The sequence below is a fragment of the Citrobacter sp. Cpa228 genome, assembly GCF_030333085.1.
Classification (GTDB): Bacteria; Pseudomonadota; Gammaproteobacteria; order Enterobacterales; family Enterobacteriaceae; genus Citrobacter; species Citrobacter pasteurii.
Map to the genome: position 1 here is coordinate 284,752 of NZ_JAOWGQ010000043.1, position 18,653 is coordinate 303,404.

An 18,653-nucleotide genomic window follows, 5' to 3' on the forward strand; every position below is an offset into this window, starting at 1 on the left:
CATGCTGGAACTTAATTTCTCCCAGACGCTGGGAACCCACTGTCTGACGCTCAACGAAACGCTGCCCGCCAGCGGCATCACCGCTATTTTTGGTGTCTCTGGCGCGGGCAAAACGTCGCTGATTAATGCTATCAGTGGTCTGACCCAACCACAGTCCGGGCGCATTGTGCTCAACGGTCGGGTACTGAATGACGTTGAAAACGGTATCTGCTTAACTCCTGAAAAACGCCGGGTGGGCTATGTTTTTCAGGATGCGCGTCTGTTCCCGCATTATAAAGTGCGCGGCAATCTGCGTTACGGTATGGCGAAAAGCATGGCCGGACAGTTTGATAAGCTGGTGGCGCTGTTGGGTATTGAACCGCTACTTGACCGTCTGCCCGGCGGTCTTTCCGGCGGCGAAAAACAGCGTGTCGCCATCGGTCGGGCGCTGCTAACCGCGCCTGAGTTATTGCTTCTTGATGAGCCACTTGCCTCGCTGGATATTCCGCGTAAGCGCGAACTGCTGCCTTACCTGCAACGCCTGGCGCGTGAAATTAATATTCCGATGCTGTATGTCAGTCACTCGCTGGATGAGATTTTGCACCTGGCCGACAAAGTAATGGTGCTGGAAAATGGGCAGGTGAAAGCGTTTGGTTCGCTGGAGGACGTCTGGGGCAGCAGCGTGATGCACCCTTGGCTGCCGAAGGAACAGCAAAGCAGCATTCTGAAAGTCAGCGTACTGGAACATCATCCACACTACGCGATGACCGCGCTGGCGCTTGGCGATCAGCACCTGTGGGTCAATAAGCTGGATCAACCGCTGCAAACCGCGCTGCGTATTCGTATTCAGGCATCAGATGTTTCACTGGTGCTCCAACCACCGCAGCAGACCAGTATTCGTAACGTGCTGCGGGCGAAAGTCGCGCAGTGCTATGACGATAACGGTCAGGTGGAAGTTCAGCTTGAGGTCGGCGGGAAAACGCTGTGGGCGAGAATTAGCCCATGGGCCAGGGATGAACTTGGGATCAAACCTGGCCTGTGGCTGTACGCACAAATTAAGAGTGTGTCGATTACTGCCTGATTACAGTAGGTGGGAATAGATAAATTTCGCGATGCTGTCGGTGGTGTTATCACCAATCACGATATTGGCGCGGGCTTTGACCGCGTCGTCCGCATTGCCCATCGCTACGCCGGTGCCTGCGGCTTCCAGCATGCTGATATCGTTAAAGTTATCGCCAAAGGCAATCACGTTTTTCATTGACCCGCCCTGGGCTTCAATCCACTGGGTCAGGCGTCGTCCTTTACTGTTGCCTTTACGGGCGATGTCGACCTGATCGTGCCACGACCATTCACACTCCAGCCCCAGCTGCTGTTCAACATGCTTACCAAACTGCTGCAGTTTCGGAATATCTTCATCGGTCAGGGCAAATTTCCACACGGCGTTGACGTCATGCGCCGCCTGTGCCAGCGAAGGTACCTGAGTGAAAGTAGGGCGCTGTTCCGGCGGCAGAGTTTGCGCCCAGTTAGCGGTACGCACCACATGCCCGGTCGGGCGTTCATACAGCATGGCCTCATCCACATACATCAGTCCGTGGATCTGATGTTCATTCAGCATATCGATCAGCTGCAACGCCTGGTTAACCGGAAGGGGATCGGATTCCAGCACCTTTTTCGCCTGATAATCATACAAGTAGGTGCCATTGCAGCAAATTGCAGGTGTATCCAGCGCCAGTGCCTGATAAAAAGGATGGATGGCAACGTGATGGCGACCTGTGACAATGATAAGTTGGTAGTCTGCTTCTCTGGCGCGCGCGAGCGCCTCGAGAGAGGATGGCAGCAAGGTTTTTTTCGGGGTCAACAGGGTACCGTCTAAATCCAGGGCAATCACGCGTGCGGTCATAGTTTTTTCCAGATGAAGGTTGAGAATTTTGTCTGCTGGAATGGTACACCGAGACGGGAGCCGGACAAAATTCTGAGCCTTAATTAAGCATTCACCGTTAAAAGCGTCTACCTTAGGCGTGTGTCAGGCAATTGCAGCCACCTGCCAAAAAGCAAAGGAGTATTCATGAAGCAAACCGTTTATACCGCCAGTCCTGAGAGTCAGCAAATTCACGTCTGGAGCCTGAATCACGAGGGTTCTCTGACGCTGACGCAGGTGGTTGATGTGCCGGGTCAGGTACAGCCGATGGTCGTCAGCCCGGATAAGCGCTATCTCTATGTTGGCGTGCGTCCGGAGTTTCGCGTACTGGCTTATCGTATTGCGCCTGATGACGGTGCGCTGACCTTCGCGGCAGAGTCTGCGCTGCCGGGTAGCCCAACCCATATTTCTACCGATCATCAAGGGCGTTTCGTGTTCATTGGCTCTTATAACGCGGGCAGCGTGAGCGTCACGCGTCTGGATGATGGCCTGCCGGTAGAGCTGGTTGACGTGGTTGAAGGTCTGGACGGCTGCCACTCGGCCAACATCTCGCCGGATAACCGTACCCTGTGGGTTCCGGCGTTGAAACAGGATCGTATCTGCCTGTTCACCGTCAGCGATGATGGTCATCTGGTCGCCCAGGAACCCGCGGAAGTGACCACCGTTGAAGGTGCGGGTCCGCGTCATATGGTGTTCCATCCGAATCAGCAATATACCTACTGCGTGAATGAGCTGAACAGTTCAGTCGATGTTTGGGAACTGAAAGATCCGTACGGCAAGATTGAGTGCGTACAGACGCTGGATATGATGCCTGCTGATTTCTCCGACACCCGCTGGGCGGCAGATATCCATATTACGCCAGATGGTCGTCATCTGTACGCCTGTGACCGTACCGCCAGCCTGATTACGGTATTCAGCGTCTCAGAAGACGGAAGTGTGCTGACGAAAGAAGGCTTCCAGCCGACCGAAACCCAGCCGCGCGGTTTTAATATCGACCACAGTGGGAAATACCTGATCGCCGCCGGGCAAAAATCGCACCATATCGCGGTGTATGAGATTGCAGGCGAACAAGGGCTGCTGACGGAGAAAGGCCGTTACGCGGTAGGGCAGGGTCCGATGTGGGTGGTGATTAACGCGTACTAACAACAGCGACGCCCGTTAGCGGGCGTCGCTATCTGTAAGATTGATTGCGAATACTTTTGCTGTTTCTGCCTGTTTAATTCCCTTCTACAGTTAGCCGTACTCGCGTTTCTGCTGACGGTTTACGTTTCTTCCTTTTTCTGCATTAAACATCACTGAATTTTTGTGTAAAAAAATTTCCGGAAAATGGAGCATTTTTTGAAATTTCCCATTCAAAACATATTGTATCCTACAGAGTGATAAGAATCAATGCTGCATATATATGCTGTGATTCATTCAAAGTAGTGATAATTAAATGGATTATATTCTGGAGTAATAATATGAGTACAATTGATGTATTGAATACCGGAAGTCAATGGAGCACTGCGCCTGAAGTACAAAACTCAATTCCGAAGCAATTATGCAGAAACAAAACGGTAGGCAACTTTAGGGAAAACATTAAATCTGTATCTAATTCATCAGACAAAAAACTTTCCAGAGCTGCAACATTTCACACCATTCAACGTATTTCTGATTGTCGACCTAATAGTGAAACTACGGCCACTGTTAACGTGCCTCTAAAAGCGCAGGTTAGTGTCATGGGAACCCTGACCCTTGTTTCTGGCAGCGGTGATGACGAGAAAATCCTTAACTTACATGTGCCTGCTAAACATGTTGGTAACCCTCTGGTTAAATATCTGTTGGTAGAGAAGGATGGGAGGACTACATTTGCCAGAACGTTGGACAGAAAAGAAAGGATGACACTCATTGCTGATAGTGCCATCGATGATAGTACAGGAAAGAAATCAATCAGTGCTGACGGGATTAAATATGACGGTAAGAATATTTCATGGGATAATATAATTGCCTGGCAGGAACCTGAAACAGAATACAGCTCCTTTGACAAACCCAATAATGTTGTGAAGTTAAAGTTATTTATCCGTGAAAAAGACCAGGACCAGGGAATCATTCTTAACGAAAATAATGCACTCCTATGTGGTAAAGCATCGTTAGAGACACACTTCCCCACTCTTCTGGATACATCAAAATTATTTCAAGAGAATAAAGCCAGTGAATATGTAAAATCTCTTGTTCATGAATTTGGTAGTGCTGTTCCTGCCAGGGTTATAGATATAGGAATAGATGCTGATGCCAAGGAGTCTTTTGGAAAGGATAAATTTTATCATTTGCAGAATAATATCAATTTAATGTTCCGTAACTCTAATGGTAAGAATTGGGAAGCGCTACAACAAAGTAAACGCCATGCAGATTCTCAGGCTCTAACGCGGTCTATGGCTAAAAAACACTACGCGAAAGGGATAGATGCACTGTGTGCGGACTGGTCTGCAAAATCCATGGAAGGCTGGACAGACAAAGATAAACTGCGTTGTGCAGTTATTGAGAATCTTGTTAAAGAGGGTAATCTTAAATTTATATCTAAAGCTGATGCAGAGAAATATCTTCCTACGATTTATCATGGTAAGAAATTCAATCAGTATATTAATACTGTTTACGCTGCTGACTCTGGCTATCGAACAGCTCTGAGTAACATAGTGAAAGATAATAATTTTTGCGGAATACAAGATGTTAAAACGGTATCTTCGAGAGCGGATAATATCAGGGGTGCTATTTCCAGTCTGGAGAAGTTGGGAGATCTAACCCCTAAACAAATCAAGCGCGAACTGAAACAAAAGGAAAAAGAACAGTCCGATTATCAAGTGAATCATATCATTCCGGATCGTGATGCCAAATCGGCAGAGTACGGACAAGAGATTGGTGAACTAAAAAGACAGTTGGCATTGTTAAAAAATAAAGCATATCGTAAAGAAATTACCTCACTTAAAATGGAGTTAAAAAAAATCATCGAAGCAGAACCCGGTAGTAAAGCAGAACCCGGTAGTGTGGAGAGTATGGTTGCAGAATTCCTTAAAAACAAACATGTAGAAAATGCGTTTTCTCAGAAAGGTATTAATGCGCTCAGGGAATTGAGAGATGACAAGATATCTGGGCTTCACAATCTTAAAGACAAGCATAAGCGAGAAATTTCAAGGCATGAAATCGCATGGCTGGACAACCATATTGAGACCTTGACAGTTAAGGAAGCTGCAAAAGCCTCTTCGGTAGTGAAGTCCTATTACAATCAATTATCTCTGAAAGATAAAGTCCTGTTTTTACAGCAAGAATCCACTCATGCATGGGATAAGTATGCCTCGTATTCAAGTAAAGAGCATACATCGGGCAACAGGGAATTGGCCAGAAAATATCATCATCTGGCAATCACCAGAGAAAGCCAGTTGAAGTATTTACTTTCTTCAATAGAAAAAATGGTCGATATAAAAGGTGCCGATTTTACATTTTCATCTCATGCGCTTGAAGAGATCCGCTCGCTTAATGACGAAAAATTAAAATCTGTAAACGGAACGGATCATCAGAATAAAGAACAATGTCGCGCAACTGAGAAACAGGCAAAAAGGATTAATGAGTTTCTAAAATGGGCTAGTGGTTTACCGCGACATGAAAAAACTAATTCTGCAGTAGGGCAACCCAGTCAGCCTGAATCGAGTGAGCATATTGTTGATACGCAGGCAACTGAAGCTGCAGTGAGTCAATCCAGTGAATCTGTAGAGGATAAACTGACTATAGGGTTAAATTTTGCTCGAAGAGTCACAGTATCGACTGATTCAACTCTTCCTGAGGGTCCTAAGGAGTATAAATTTAGATCATTTTATTATGACCCCCAGAGCCAGGACGAGAAGGACAAGGTGGATAAGGATTATAAGTACAGGATCGGGGAGTTCATGCGTGATACTGTGGAACATATGTCAGCGGATGTGAAAGCTGAAGTGGAGCTTGAATTTTTTCTTCAATTTGTAAGCAGTTTATATAAAAAAAGAATAGAGTTCATAACCGTCCCAAAAGGCTCCTCGAAGAAAGATCGAAAAAAACTAATTGACGATATTAAAGCAGGCAAGAGATTCTCATATGGAACTCTAACTCCAAAGGAACTCGCTAATTGGATTTTCATACTGGATTACGGCGATGGCTCATTCCAGCTAGCGACCGAGGGTTCTAAAAGAGAAGATATTTTTGAGGCAGTGTATCGAGGATTACATATAGAAGATAACGGAAAGAGTATGCTTCCTTCGTTGAGACAGCGTTCTTCTGAGTACCACGCATTGTATCAATCGCAGCATAGTGTGATAAACAGTGCAAAAAGCGATTTGCCCCTGGGACAGTGCCTGGTTGAAGATTGGGATTATCATACACTTGTCACCATGGCCCCAAAACTAAACAAAAGTGATGAAATGATTCAAGAACTAAAAGAAATACAGAGAAAGTTTGGTTTTAGTATACTAAAGCGCCCGGCAGTGATGGAGCTGCTTTTCGGGGAGAAATATGAATATCCTGTAGACAATAGTGCATCTGAAGTGCCGCAAACTGGCAAAATTCCTGATTCTGAAGCCAGTCAGCCTGAAGCAAGTGAGCATATTGTTGATACGCAGGCAACTGAAGCTGCAGTGAATCAATCCAGTGAGCAAGTTGCGAAAGAGCAGTTTATCGATGTATCGTCAAGCGAAGAGAAACTGGTAAATGAAGTTGCAGTGAGTCAGGATAAACCGATCGTTGGGGGTAATGAAACCCTTGCATCAAATGTATCGACTGATTCAACTGTTCCTGTGGGGGGGAGTTCTCCTGCGTTTACAATCACATCTTATAATAATAAATATAAGTTAAAAGATATAAATGCTCTTGAGGAAAAGGCCAGGAAAACCTCTGATAGAGCAGAAAAAAAACGGTTGCTTGAAGAAATTATAGAGCAAAAGTCAATATTAAGAAAAATGAATGTTTCATTTGAAAATATTGAGTTTACTGAAAACGGTATGGTCGTCACGGAATTGCAGATGCAGAAGCATTTGCTTGTGCAGATTAAATATTTTTATGATTCAAAAGGTAAGTGTAATGAACTTGCGACAGAATATAAACCAATATCTGGCAAAGGGGATCTTAAAATACCAGGGGTGAATGGTAAGATTTATACTATTCCTGGTTGTATTTATAAGAAATATGATAGAGAGTTGATTGCTTCTCATTTCTATGAGAGTTTTAAGCAAGTAGAGGAGGCAAAAATAACCCATTCTTCACATAAAGGTTTTATCGAATATATTGATTCATTAATAAATGAAAACAGATTTGATTATATGAGAAGCATGACGCCATCGGAATTGAATGATCTTCGCAAGCAAATTAAAGATATATCTCGGCAAGACGTGATAGATAGAGATAGTAGAAAGATTGAAAGCTATTTCAAGCCGCAAACAGCGGAAAATGAAAATAATCCTGGTAAGGGGAATATTATCAGGATTAATTCTGGTAATAGAATTCCCATTATCAATAGTGAGACTAAAGGTCTTGATCCGAGATTAATGACCATTGTCAATAACTTTCCGGATATTTTTGAAAAATATGAAAAAAATGGCAATAAGTTTTTAGGTGAATTTATTTCTGAATTTTCTGAATTTTGTAAAAATAATGAGAATAAAGCTAGAAAAATTCTTGCAGAAAATTATCTTGAGTTGAAGGATGAAGACGGAATTTTTCTTCGTTTTATGAAAGAACTTTTATTTGTTGCATCCGAGATAGACTCAGGTCTTCCTTATCTATTGAAGGATGAATCAACCATACAAATAAAATCGCTATTCTCTTCCGACGTTGAAGGTGGCCGTTCAAAGGGACTAACAAATTTAAAATTTAAAAATGGAGTTGATTTGCCACTAAATGAATTATTTGTTAAAAAAAGATATAGTGGGGGAGATGGTGTTATTGTCGATGTGGAAAATAAATTTAATTATCCCGTTTTTAATAAATTGACAAAAAATTTTAAAAAAGAAGAATTATTTATGTGGCAAGAGGAAATAAAAACCGAAGTTGCCAATTCAAGAGTATTACTTGATGTTGTTGCTCCTACTGGTCGTATTGTGCAGGAAGTTATTAAAAATAATGATATTACTGATGTGAATATTAAACGTAAACATTATAAATATGATTTTTCAATACTTAAAGAAATGGGGATAAATAAAACTCAATTTGTTGAGATAATTAATGATTTTAACTTAAAGAACATGGGGTGTTTGAATGTTTATCAAGATGAAAAATATAATTGTGATAATTCTGACGGTAACTCCTACTTTGACTTTAAAATGCGTGAAGGTAGCTCGCATCTCAATGAGAAATTTAATCAACTTTTTGGAGAAAAGTACTCAGACTCATCACTGGGTAGCGTTTCCGCATCTGGTGATAATGAGATAAGTGACGATCTGTCGGATGTGGCGAGACCTGGAGATTCTCTTGATGCTCTTGTACAGGATGACAATGCTTCACTACCTAAAACGGGTACGGATAACCCCACAACGGTATTTTCTGTGGAACCCGTGTTGTCACCGGTAAGCGAGAATATTTCGCAGGTGTTACCGCTGCAAACCCAGACGCCATCTCAATCATTGCAAGAAAATAATGTAATTGGCAAAACGATGAGTGGCCGGGAAATCCGCCGTCTACAGAAGTCCTTTCGTTTGCCTGTCAGCAACAGCAATGAAACTTCTATTCAAAAAAATGAACAGCTAGTGGAAAATAGTCAGAATACCGGCAACATTAAACGCCAGGAGCCCTCCAGTGATGATAAGTACAAGCTTAGGGCGTTCATACGTAATACTGTGCAAAATTCATCAATGGATGTGAAAGCTGAATTTGAGATTTCTGCACTTATTGAATTTGTAAACTCTGTATATAAAAAAGAAATAAACATCATTGAAGTCCCAGAAAGTTACTCGGAGGAAGAACGAGAAAAAATGTTTGACGATATTATTAAAGTAAGTAATAAAGGCCATAAGAAGATTTCCATACTGGATTACGGCGATGGCTCATTCCGGCTAGCAGCTAAGCATTCTAGAAAAGAAAGTATTTTTGAGGCAGTGAGTCGAGCATTACCTAAAGAAAAAAATACACCTCCGCTGGAACTTCGGTCTTATGGGCACTCCGCAATGGAAAGACTTCATGATACAAATTTCCATGATGACATGCCACTGGACAACCTCCTGAACCATAATTACGATTTGAATACAGTTCTCAATATGAGAACTCCAACACTAACAAATGGTGGGAGAAATGATAAAAAGATTCAAGAAATAAAAAAAATGAAGGCTATTTTTTCAACTATAAAATCTGGAGATGTCATGAGTGTAATAAAACCTCTCGGGGATAATTATCTTCCAGACAGGCTATCTGCTGAATGGCCGAGTGAACCTAAATGGCCGCAAACTGCCAAAATTTCTAATCCTGAAGAGCCGCAAACTGTCAAAATTTCTAATCCTGAAGAGCCGCAAACTGCCAAAATTTCTAATCCTGAAGAGCCGCAAACTGGCAGAATTTCTAATTCTGAAGTTGCGTTAACTAAACAAAAAGAATTGAAGGATGAAATTCTCAGTGGAATTGATTTTAAGAAGTTCCATTCGCAAATTGATGGCGAAATAGCTGTTTTAGCTCTTTACTCATATTTGGCAAGTAAAGGCATTCGTCTTCATGTTCTTAACCCAGTCGGTAATAACCTTTTTAATCGTGTTGATTTTAACTCGGCATCAAAATCTAGAGATTTAGATATAGGGACAGGGTGGGAAACTAACAAGGATATTTACGTTGTTTTAGAAAACGGACATTATAATGGCTTTAGCCCTGTTTCAAGGGAACCTGTTCCGGTAGTCGGTGATGGTAACTGTCTTTTTCATTCTGCGGCGAAGATGTTAAATCGAATTGCAACGGAGCATGATCCTGTAATGGATGGTGACATGCTCAATGCCATGACAAAAGTATATCTGGAAGACCATTTCAATAGGTTTATTACGGCATTCTTTAAACCTTATGATGAAGTTGAAATTAAATCGATGGAGGATGGAGAACTTAAAACGCATTCTGAAGAACTGTTCAGTCTTGTGAAAGAATATAAACAATTCATAACTAAAACAACAGAACCTGCCGCTCTACAGCCTGCAGTTAGCAAGACTCTGAAACACAGTCTCAGCAAAAGAGACATCGCCCGCAAGAGCCTTTCTTCCGGGCAATCAGTCTAAGTTGATAGACATGTTCAGGGATGGCGGTAAGCCATCCCTTTTTGCTATTACTGCTTCGGCTCAGCAACCACTTTGCTACCAATACCGCGGTTGTTGTATTCCCACATGCGGTTGAAGTTGGTGTCGTTCAGGTTGCGCTGAATTTCACCTTTGTCATCTTCCGCACCGGTGTTCCCGGCAAACGGACGTTTTGCGATAACGCTGTCAGCCCAGGGTTTCGCCATGTTAAAGCCTTCGTTAATCACGCTGTCGCGAATAACCACCTGACCGTTAGTGTTAGCATCGACATCCAGCGAGCGGCCTAGTTGCGCGACGCCATCGCCTGCTGCAGTAAAGCGGCTGTTGGTGGCGAGGAAACCGTAGTAAATGTTTGACAGGGTAGCCGGTGCAAACACGTAGGCTTCCTGCTGGGTGCGGGAGTTCACTACGCGGAAATCGGTGTTATCGAACACCACTGCGCCGCGACCAGAAACAATATCCACATCGCCTTCAATGTAGCTGTTAGTCACCAGCGTACGCGGTTGACGATCGTTCTCCAGACGGTTTTGTACGCCGCTGTTAGTCACGAAGAAGGTGTTCTGACGACCCAGAATATTGACGTTGTTGATCTGCACTTTATCGCCATCGGTACGCAGGGCAACGGCCGGGTGATTACCCGCATCCACGCTGTCACCGAGGTTATTTTCGATGGTCAGGTTCTGTAATTGCAGGCCGTTGTTTTGCGACCAGACGACCGCAGAACACAGCACGCCAATGTTGGTACCGCGTTTGTTCTGGCAATTATCAAACATGTACCACGCAGGTTTGCCCGGCATGTATTTACCGCCAGGGTTTACCGTGCGACGCCAGTCCGCGGTGCTCATTTCACCGTCAATAGCCTGGCCAATCTTCACATCAAGCGGTTTTTCGCCCATACCGTACAGCGTCAGGCTTCCCGTTGCTGCCGGAATGTAGACCGTGCCCTGATACTCGCCTGGCATAATCGCGATGTACTGACGTTTGTTGGTACGTTTAATGATTGCCGCATCAACCGCGGCCTGAATGCTGGTATGCGTCACACCCTGGGTGCCTGCCGGGCCAACGACAAAGTCAGGCTGCGCGGGCAAAGTAATAGAAGAGGGGCTCCACGGCGCAGAGTTTGGCGTCAGCGCGGAAAAATAGTGCGCAGCGACGAAATTTTTCGCTTCATTGGCCGACAGAATCGGGCGCATAGACGTTCCTGGCGCGGCCTGATCGGAAGGAATTTGATCGGGCGGTGTAGAGCTACAGGCGGTCAGCGTCACGCCAAAAGCCATAGCCAGCGCCAGACGGGAAACTGATGAAATGTTCACAGGTTGCTCCGGGCTTTGAAAGTTATCCATTGAAGCCTGCTTTTTTATACTAAGTTGAGCGAAACGGGAAGGTGAAAAGGTAAAAAGTTGTTTTTTATAGCAGCAATCTCGGGTGTAGAGAGTCTTTATATCACAATTAGATAACAATTTTGGTCCTTCAGGTTGACAACATCCACAGGATGCAAAATAAATGTCTATACAACCTATGACAAGTGGTGAGTCGAATGCAGCAATTTTTCCCTGATGATGCTATCTGGCGTAATGTCCGCCTGGCGACCATGGATCCTGAACGTGATACCCCGTATGGGCTGGTGGATGGTCATGCGCTGATCGTCCGCCAGGGTAAGATTCGCGATATCGTCCCAGAGTCATCGTTATACCTCACGCATGACAATACCCTGGATATGCAAGGACGATTGATTACGCCGGGTCTGATTGACTGCCATACGCACCTGGTGTTTGGCGGCAATCGCGCAGGTGAATGGGAACAGCGGTTAAACGGTGTTTCATACCAACAGATCAGTGCTCAGGGGGGAGGGATCAATGCCACCGTGTCGGCGACGCGCAGCGCCTCCGATGAGCAGCTCTTACAGCTCGCACAGGGGCGAATGGAACGGTTGATCAAAGAAGGCGTTACGTTGCTGGAAATCAAATCGGGCTACGGCCTGGATTTGCAGACAGAAGAGAAGATTCTACGCGTGGCGGCGGCACTGGCTGCGGAGAATATCGTAGAAATAAGTCCGACGCTGTTGGCCGCGCACGCGACTCCAGCGGAATTCAGGGATGATCCTGACGGCTATATTACGCTGGTGTGCGAGACCATTTTGCCGCAGCTGTGGGAACAGGGTCTGTTTGAGACCGTCGATCTGTTCTGTGAAAGCGTCGGATTTAACCTCGCGCAGAGCGAACGGGTATTTAAGGCCGCCCAGACGTTGGGCATTCCGGTTAAGGGTCACGTTGAACAGTTGTCGCTGCTGGGGGGGGCGCAGTTGGTAAGCCGCTATCACGGATTATCCGCCGACCATATTGAATACCTCGATGAAGAGGGCGTGGCGGCGATGAGTCAAAGCGGTACGGTCGGCGTGCTGCTGCCCGGCGCGTTTTATTTCCTCAAAGAGCAGCAGCGCCCCCCGGTAGAGCTGCTGCGTCAATATCAGGTCCCGATGGCAGTGGCGACGGATTTCAACCCCGGCACCAGTCCGTTTATCAGCCTGCACTGGGCGATGAATATGGTCTGCGTTCAGTTTGGCTTAACGCCGGAAGAGGCATGGGCAGGGGTAACGCGTCATGCTGCCCGTGCGCTGGGGCGTCATGCCACTCACGGTCAACTGAAAGCCGGATTTGTGGCCGACTTTGTGGTGTGGGACGCACAATTACCGGTCGAAATTCTCTATGAGCCCGGTCGTAACCCGATCTACCAGCGCGTATTCCGAGGACAACCATCATGACCAACTGGCAACCCGCTTCTTCTGCGCTCTGGCAAGGTCGCGATGACCGCGCTGAATCGTCAACTGCGCTGCGCTTGTTTCAGACCATCACGCTCAGTACAGCGTTTAGCCCTGAAAACTATCGCGAGCAGATAGCGCTACTGGGATTCGCCTGCGATGAAGGCGTGAAGCGTAATCAGGGACGCACGGGGGCGGCTGGCGCGCCCGATGCGCTGCGCAAAGCGCTTGCAAATTTAGCCAGTCACCACGGTCATGATCGGCTGGTGGATCTGGGTAATATTGTGGCGCAGGCTCCCGATCTCGAAGGCGCGCAGCAGGCGTTACGCCATGCGGTGCAACGCTGCCAGCAGGCTGAAATGCGTACCTTCGTGCTGGGTGGGGGGCACGAAACCGCCTTCGCGCACGGTGCAGGCGTACTGGATGCGTTCCCGCGTTCAACCGTAGGTATCGTCAACCTCGATGCTCACCTGGATTTACGCCATGCTGACCAGGCGACCTCTGGTACGCCTTTTCGCCAGTTGGCGCAGCTCTGCGATGCGCAACAGCGAGAATTTCGTTACGCCTGCTTTGGCGTTAACCGGGCGGCCAACACCCAGGCATTGTGGGATGAAGCGCAGCGACTCGGTGTGACCGTAGTGGAGGATCTGCACTGTCATAATGCGCAGGCGCAGATGGCGCAGTTCATATCAAGCGTCGACGTTATCTATCTGACTATCGATCTCGATGTTTTGCCGGTATGGGAAATGCCCGCCGTATCCGCGCCTGCTGCGTTGGGTGTCCCGCTGGCGACATTGCTGGGGCTGATTGAACCCCTTTGTCGCAGCGGTAAACTCCAGGCGGTGGATATGGTTGAATTTAATCCCCGTTTTGACGATGATGGCAACGCGGCGCGCGTTGCGGCGCGGCTTGGCTGGCAAATCGCACACTGGTGGCACTGACGTGCCTGATAACGTTACGCCGCCATTTGGCAACTCTTATTCTCAGCTTAAGGAAGGCTCACGCATGCACCCATCCCGTTCTGCTCCGGCTCCTTTTTACGAAAAGGTCAAAATGGAGATCAGTGAGAAGATTTCCAGCGGTATCTGGCAACCTCACGATCGTATCCCATCTGAGGCGGAACTGGTGGCGCAGTATGGTTTTAGCCGCATGACCATCAACCGGGCGCTGCGTGAGCTAACGGATGAAGGATTACTGGTGCGTTTGCAAGGGGTGGGGACGTTTGTCGCTGAGCCAAAAGGCCAATCCGCGCTGTTCGAAATTCGCAGCATCGCGGATGAAATTAATGCGCGCCAGCATCAGCACCGATGCGAGGTGCTGACGCTGGAAAGAACCCAGGCAAACGCGCAGCAGGCTTTGGAGTTAAACGTCAAAGAAGGCACCTCCATTTTTCACTCTGTCATGGTGCACTACGAGAACGCCCTACCCGTGCAGATTGAAGATCGCTGTGTGAATGCCGAAATTGTGCCCGAGTATCTGTTGCAGGATTACAGCCAGACCACGCCGCATGCTTACCTGTCACTCATCGCCCCTTTGACGGAAGGGGAACATATTGTCGAAGCGGTACGCGCCAGCGCGGAAGAGTGTGCGCTGTTGCATATCAAAGAGCACGATCCCTGCCTGTTGATCCGCCGTAAGACCTGGTCGGCATCTTCTATTGTCTCTCATGCCCGTTTGCTCTTCCCGGGTTCCCGCTATCGTCTGCAGGGGCGGTTTATGTCCTGATACAGGAGATGAAAACCGTGATTGCTGCCGCAGTATAATAAAAATGTATCTTAATTGTTAAAATCGACCTTGCGATAGCTTGTATAGACAAGTATATACTCCAGATGTGCGTAACCATTCAACGTAGGCCTGATAAGACGCGTTAGCGTCGCCATCAGGCACTTGCCGGATGGCGGCGTAAACGCCTGATCCGGCCTACATTCTGTCCGAGGAGTGCTCTACCATGTCTCATAGCAAGTATCGTCAGCAGGATATTCGTGCCCCACGCGGCACTACCTTAACGGCCAAAAGCTGGCTGACCGAAGCGCCGCTGCGCATGTTAATGAACAATCTGGATCCTGATGTGGCGGAAAATCCGCATGAGCTGGTGGTTTACGGCGGGATTGGCCGTGCAGCGCGGGACTGGGAGTGCTATGACGCCATCGTCAAGGCGCTGACCGAACTTGAATCCGATGAAACCCTGCTGGTTCAGTCCGGCAAACCGGTCGGCGTGTTCAAAACCCATGACAATGCGCCGCGCGTGCTGATTGCCAACTCCAACCTGGTGCCGCATTGGGCTACCTGGGAACACTTTAATGAACTGGACGCCAAAGGGCTGGCGATGTACGGCCAGATGACCGCCGGGAGCTGGATCTACATCGGCAGTCAGGGCATCGTGCAGGGGACTTATGAAACCTTCGTTGAGGCCGGGCGTCAGCATTATCAGGGTAACCTGAGCGGACGCTGGGTTCTGACCGCCGGGCTGGGCGGCATGGGCGGCGCGCAACCGCTCGCTGCAACGCTGGCGGGTGCGTGTTCGCTGAATATTGAATGCCAGCAAAGCCGGATCGATTTCCGTCTGCGTACCCGCTACGTGGACGAGCAGGCGACATCGCTTGACGATGCGCTGGCGCGTATTGATAAGTACACCCGCGAGGGTAAAGCGGTCTCTATTGCGCTGTGTGCGAACGCCGCCGACGTTGTGCCGGAACTGGTGAAGCGCGGCGTGCGCCCGGATATGGTCACCGACCAGACCAGCGCCCACGATCCGCTGCATGGCTATCTGCCGTCCGGCTGGAGTTGGGAAGAATACCAGGCGAAAGCGGTATCCGATCCGCAGGGCACGGTGCAGGCGGCAAAACGTTCAATGGCAACGCACGTCGAGGCGATGCTGGCGTTTAGCAAAATGGGCGTGCCGACGTTTGATTACGGTAATAATATTCGCCAGATGGCCAAAGAGATGGGGGTGGAAAACGCCTTTGATTTCCCAGGATTTGTGCCTGCTTATATTCGTCCGTTGTTCTGCCGCGGCATTGGCCCGTTCCGCTGGGTGGCGCTTTCCGGCGATCCGCAGGATATTTATAAAACCGATGCCAAAGTGAAAGAGATCGTGGCTGACGATAAACATCTACACCACTGGCTGGATATGGCGCGTGAGCGGATTAATTTCCAGGGTTTACCGGCGCGTATCTGCTGGGTCGGGCTGGAATGGCGGCAAAAGCTGGGGCTGGCGTTTAACGAGATGGTACGTAGCGGTGAAGTGTCCGCGCCGATTGTTATTGGCCGTGACCATCTGGATTCAGGCTCTGTTGCCAGCCCGAACCGCGAAACCGAGGCCATGCGCGACGGTTCTGACGCCGTATCCGACTGGCCGCTGTTGAACGCGCTGCTTAACACTGCCAGCGGCGCGACCTGGGTGTCACTGCACCACGGTGGCGGGGTAGGAATGGGCTTCTCCCAGCATGCCGGGATGGTGATTGTGTGTGATGGCACCGATGAAGCCGCTGCGCGTATTGCCAGGGTTTTACACAACGATCCGGCGACCGGGGTGATGCGTCACGCCGACGCCGGGTATGACATTGCGGTGGAATGCGCCGTCGAAGAAGGGCTGAATTTGCCGATGATTGCTGCGACGCAGGAGAAACGCTGATATGAACACCATGACATTAACACCGGGTCATCTGAGCTTTGCGCAACTACGCGACATCTGGCAGCAGCCGGTCAAATTGAATCTGGATGCCGCCGCGATTGATGCTATCAACGCCAGCGTCGCCTGCGTCAATAATATTGTCACTGAAGGCCGCACGGCATATGGCATTAATACGGGGTTTGGCTTGCTGGCCCAGACCCGTATCGCCACGGAAGACTTGCAGAATTTGCAGCGCTCGTTGGTGCTTTCCCATGCGGCAGGCGTCGGCGAGGCGCTCGATGACGACATGGTTCGCCTGATTATGGTGCTGAAAATTAACAGCCTGGCGCGTGGTTTTTCCGGTATTCGCCTGAGTGTCATTGAAGCGCTGATTGCGCTGGTGAATGCCGAAGTGTATCCGCTGATCCCGGCGAAAGGCTCGGTGGGCGCATCGGGCGATCTGGCTCCGCTGGCGCATATGTCCCTGACGCTGTTGGGAGAAGGCAAGGCGCGCTGGCAGGGAGAATGGCTCCCGGCGACAGACGCGCTGAAGAAGGCCGGACTGGAGCCGATTACTCTGGAGGCGAAAGAAGGGCTGGCGCTGCTGAACGGCACCCAGGCTTCCACCGCCTTTGCATTACGTGGGTTGATTGAGGCGCAGGAGCTGTTTGCTTCCGCGACGGTGTGCGGGGCGCTGACCACCGAAGCGGTTTTAGGCTCGCGTCGTCCGTTTGATGCCCGTATTCATGCGGCGCGAGGACAGCGTGGACAAATTGATGCCGCGACGTTGTATCGCCATGTGTTGACTGATTCCAGCGCACTTTCACAGTCGCATCATAACTGTGAAAAAGTGCAGGATCCCTATTCTCTGCGCTGTCAGCCGCAGGTGATGGGGGCGTGTCTGACGCAAATGCGCCAGGCAATGGATGTTCTGCTGGTGGAAGCCAACGCGGTTTCCGACAACCCGCTGGTGTTTGCCGAAGAAGGTGATGTGATTTCTGGTGGTAACTTCCATGCTGAACCGGTGGCGATGGCGGCAGATAATCTGGCGCTGGCGATCGCGGAAATCGGCTCGTTATCAGAACGACGTATTGCGCTGATGATGGACAAACATATGTCGCAGTTGCCGCCGTTCCTGGTGAAAAATGGCGGGGTTAACTCCGGTTTTATGATTGCCCAGGTGACCGCCGCTGCGCTGGCGAGCGAGAATAAAGCCCTCGCGCATCCGCACAGCGTAGACAGCCTGCCAACCTCCGCCAACCAGGAAGATCATGTGTCGATGGCGCCAGCGGCGGGACGCAGACTGTGGGAGATGGCGGCGAATACGCGCGGCGTGATTGCCGTGGAGTGGCTGGCGGCGTGTCAGGGAATTGACCTGCGTGAAGGGTTAACCTCAAGCCCGCTGCTGGAGCAGGCGCGTCAGACGCTACGTGAGCAGGTTGCCCACTATACGCAGGATCGCTTTTTCGCCCCGGATATCGAGTGCGCGACCGAACTGTTAGCGCAGGGCGCGCTGCTGCATTTAGTTCCGGAGTTTCTGTAAAAATGCCGGATGGCGCTGACGCTTATCCGGCCTACAAACCAGCTCGTAGGCCGGATAAAACGCGTCAGCGTTGCCATCCGGCACAGAGATTAACTAAACATCGCTGTAATCGAGGCGCTGGCGAGCGAGTGGAAATGGACATTAAATCCGACCATCGCGCCGCTGGCACCTTCATCGACATCAAGACGCTCCACATCCAGCGCATGGACCGTAAAGATATAGCGATGGGTTTCCCCTTTCGGCGGCGCTGCGCCGCCATAGCCCGCTTTACCAAAATCCGTACGGGTTTGAATCACCCCATCCGGCAGTGCAACCAGTCCGGAGCCAGACCCTTGTGGTAAAACCCGGGTATCTGCAGGCAGGTTAACCACCACCCAGTGCCACCAACCGGAGCCGGTTGGCGCATCAGGATCGTAGCAGGTCACGACAAAGCTTTTGGTCCCAGCGGGTACGTCATCCCATGCCAGATGTGGCGAAAGATTATCCCCGTCATACCCCATGCCGTTAAAGACGTGGCGATGTGGTAGCTTTTCCCCATCGCGCAGATCGTTGCTGATTAGTTTCATACTGACTCCTCTCGTTAG

11 protein-coding genes are annotated in these 18,653 nt (G+C 49.0%); 8 read left to right on the forward strand and 3 right to left on the reverse strand.

The annotated features are described in order from the left end of the window. Window position 1 precedes the first annotated feature (1 nt). Window positions 2-1,060, forward strand: coding sequence for a molybdenum ABC transporter ATP-binding protein ModC (gene modC, locus OGX91_RS10685; protein WP_040232493.1), 1,059 nt, complete (start codon window positions 2-4; stop codon window positions 1,058-1,060). Here the strand turns inward: modC and OGX91_RS10690 are convergent, their stop codons facing one another. Further along, window positions 1,061-1,879, reverse strand: coding sequence for a pyridoxal phosphatase (locus OGX91_RS10690; protein WP_286626208.1), 819 nt, complete (start codon window positions 1,877-1,879; stop codon window positions 1,061-1,063). It lies immediately after the preceding gene. Between the two features lie 165 nt (window positions 1,880-2,044). Between OGX91_RS10690 and pgl the strand changes: the two genes are divergently transcribed. Both pgl and OGX91_RS10700 read left to right on the forward strand, forming a co-directional pair. Next, window positions 2,045-3,040 (forward strand): 6-phosphogluconolactonase, encoded by a 996-nt coding sequence (gene pgl / locus OGX91_RS10695; protein WP_199947306.1) that lies wholly within the window; start codon window positions 2,045-2,047, stop codon window positions 3,038-3,040. Window positions 3,041-3,357: 317 nt separating this feature from the next. Then, on the forward strand, window positions 3,358-10,137 hold the full coding sequence (locus OGX91_RS10700) for an OTU domain-containing protein (RefSeq protein ID WP_286626210.1): 6,780 nt from the start codon (window positions 3,358-3,360) through the stop codon (window positions 10,135-10,137). A 47-nt stretch (window positions 10,138-10,184) separates the two neighbouring features. Here the strand turns inward: OGX91_RS10700 and OGX91_RS10705 are convergent, their stop codons facing one another. After that, window positions 10,185-11,468 carry a putative acyl-CoA thioester hydrolase gene (locus OGX91_RS10705; protein WP_286626212.1) on the reverse strand — a complete coding sequence of 428 codons (1,284 nt, stop codon included), beginning with the start codon at window positions 11,466-11,468 and terminating at the stop codon, window positions 10,185-10,187. Between the two features lie 224 nt (window positions 11,469-11,692). Here OGX91_RS10705 and hutI point away from each other — a divergent pair, with 224 nt between their 5' ends. The 5 genes from hutI (at window position 11,693) to hutH (ending at window position 18,069) form a co-directional block, all read left to right on the forward strand. Further along, entirely contained in the window at window positions 11,693-12,916 is a 1,224-nt protein-coding gene (gene hutI, locus OGX91_RS10710; protein WP_040231279.1) for an imidazolonepropionase, read from the forward strand. Next, window positions 12,913-13,854: a formimidoylglutamase gene (hutG, locus tag OGX91_RS10715; protein WP_199947308.1), complete on the forward strand. Its 942-nt coding sequence runs from the start codon at window positions 12,913-12,915 to the stop codon at window positions 13,852-13,854. The genes hutI and hutG overlap by 4 nt, the downstream gene beginning before the upstream one ends. 64 nt (window positions 13,855-13,918) lie before the next feature. After that, on the forward strand, window positions 13,919-14,638 hold the full coding sequence (locus tag OGX91_RS10720) for a histidine utilization repressor (RefSeq protein WP_005123762.1): 720 nt from the start codon (window positions 13,919-13,921) through the stop codon (window positions 14,636-14,638). A 223-nt stretch (window positions 14,639-14,861) separates the two neighbouring features. Then, window positions 14,862-16,547 carry a urocanate hydratase gene (gene hutU, locus OGX91_RS10725; protein WP_137378390.1) on the forward strand — a complete coding sequence of 562 codons (1,686 nt, stop codon included), beginning with the start codon at window positions 14,862-14,864 and terminating at the stop codon, window positions 16,545-16,547. A gap of 1 nt (window position 16,548) precedes the next feature. Further along, window positions 16,549-18,069, forward strand: coding sequence for a histidine ammonia-lyase (hutH, locus tag OGX91_RS10730; RefSeq protein WP_199947309.1), 1,521 nt, complete (start codon window positions 16,549-16,551; stop codon window positions 18,067-18,069). A gap of 89 nt (window positions 18,070-18,158) precedes the next feature. Here the strand turns inward: hutH and OGX91_RS10735 are convergent, their stop codons facing one another. After that, window positions 18,159-18,635 (reverse strand): kinase inhibitor, encoded by a 477-nt coding sequence (locus OGX91_RS10735; RefSeq protein ID WP_005123759.1) that lies wholly within the window; start codon window positions 18,633-18,635, stop codon window positions 18,159-18,161. Window positions 18,636-18,653 lie beyond the last annotated feature (18 nt).